This is a genomic window from Embleya sp. AB8, from assembly GCF_049739465.1.
GTDB lineage: Bacteria > Actinomycetota > Actinomycetes > Streptomycetales > Streptomycetaceae > Embleya.
Genome location: NZ_JBMHHY010000067.1, coordinates 1 through 1,320, shown reverse-complemented (window position 1 = coordinate 1,320; position 1,320 = coordinate 1). Strand labels below are relative to the sequence as shown.

Below are 1,320 nucleotides of genomic sequence, written 5' to 3'. Positions count from 1 at the left end.
AGGCGTTCGGGTGAACTGTGGTTAAGGAACTCGGCAAAATGCCCCCGTAACTTCGGGAGAAGGGGGGCCGTTGCCGGTGGAGGGATTTACTCCCCGAGCTGGTGGTGGCCGCAGAGACCAGCGAGAAGCGACTGTTTACTAAAAACACAGGTCCGTGCGAAGTCGTAAGACGATGTATACGGACTGACGCCTGCCCGGTGCTGGAACGTTAAGGGGACCGGTTAGCTCTTCGGGGCGAGGCTGAGAACTTAAGCGCCAGTAAACGGCGGTGGTAACTATAACCATCCTAAGGTAGCGAAATTCCTTGTCGGGTAAGTTCCGACCTGCACGAATGGCGTAACGACTTCTCGACTGTCTCAACCACAGGCCCGGTGAAATTGCACTACGAGTAAAGATGCTCGTTTCGCGCAGCAGGACGGAAAGACCCCGGGACCTTTACTATAGTTTGATATTGGTGTTCGGTTCGGCTTGTGTAGGATAGGTGGGAGACTGTGAGCATGACACGCCAGTGTCGTGGGAGTCGTCGTTGAAATACCACTCTGGTCGTGCTGGATGTCTAACCTGGGTCCGTGATCCGGATCAGGGACAGTGTCTGATGGGTAGTTTAACTGGGGCGGTTGCCTCCTAAAGGGTAACGGAGGCGCCCAAAGGTTCCCTCATCCTGGTTGGCAATCAGGTGTCGAGTGTAAGTGCACAAGGGAGCTTGACTGTGAGACCGACAGGTCGAGCAGGTGCGAAAGCAGGGACTAGTGATCCGGCGGTGGCTTGTGGAAGCGCCGTCGCTCAACGGATAAAAGGTACCCCGGGGATAACAGGCTGATCTTCCCCAAGAGTCCATATCGACGGGATGGTTTGGCACCTCGATGTCGGCTCGTCGCATCCTGGGGCTGGAGTAGGTCCCAAGGGTTGGGCTGTTCGCCCATTAAAGCGGTACGCGAGCTGGGTTTAGAACGTCGTGAGACAGTTCGGTCCCTATCCGCTGTGCGCGTAGGAGTCTTGAGAAGGGCTGTCCCTAGTACGAGAGGACCGGGACGGACGAACCTCTGGTGTGCCAGTTGTTCTGCCAAGGGCATGGCTGGTTGGCTACGTTCGGGAGGGATAACCGCTGAAAGCATCTAAGCGGGAAGCTTGCTTCGAGATGAGGACTCCCACCAACTTCGGTTGGGTAAGGCCCCCGAGAGACGATCGGGTTGATAGGCCGGGTGTGGAAGCCCTGTGAGGGGTGGAGCTGACCGGTACTAATAGGCCGAGGACTTGTCCTCAGTTGCTACGCGTCCACTGTGTGGTTCCCGAACCGCAATCGGTTTCGGGGAACCCGTT

1 rRNA gene is annotated in these 1,320 nt (G+C 57.0%); it reads left to right on the top strand.

Features of this window, described 5'->3' with window-relative positions:
* Positions 1-1,262: ribosomal RNA gene (locus ABIA38_RS45045) — 23S ribosomal RNA — on the top strand; the annotation flags it as partial.
* Positions 1,263-1,320: the final 58 nt, after the last annotated feature.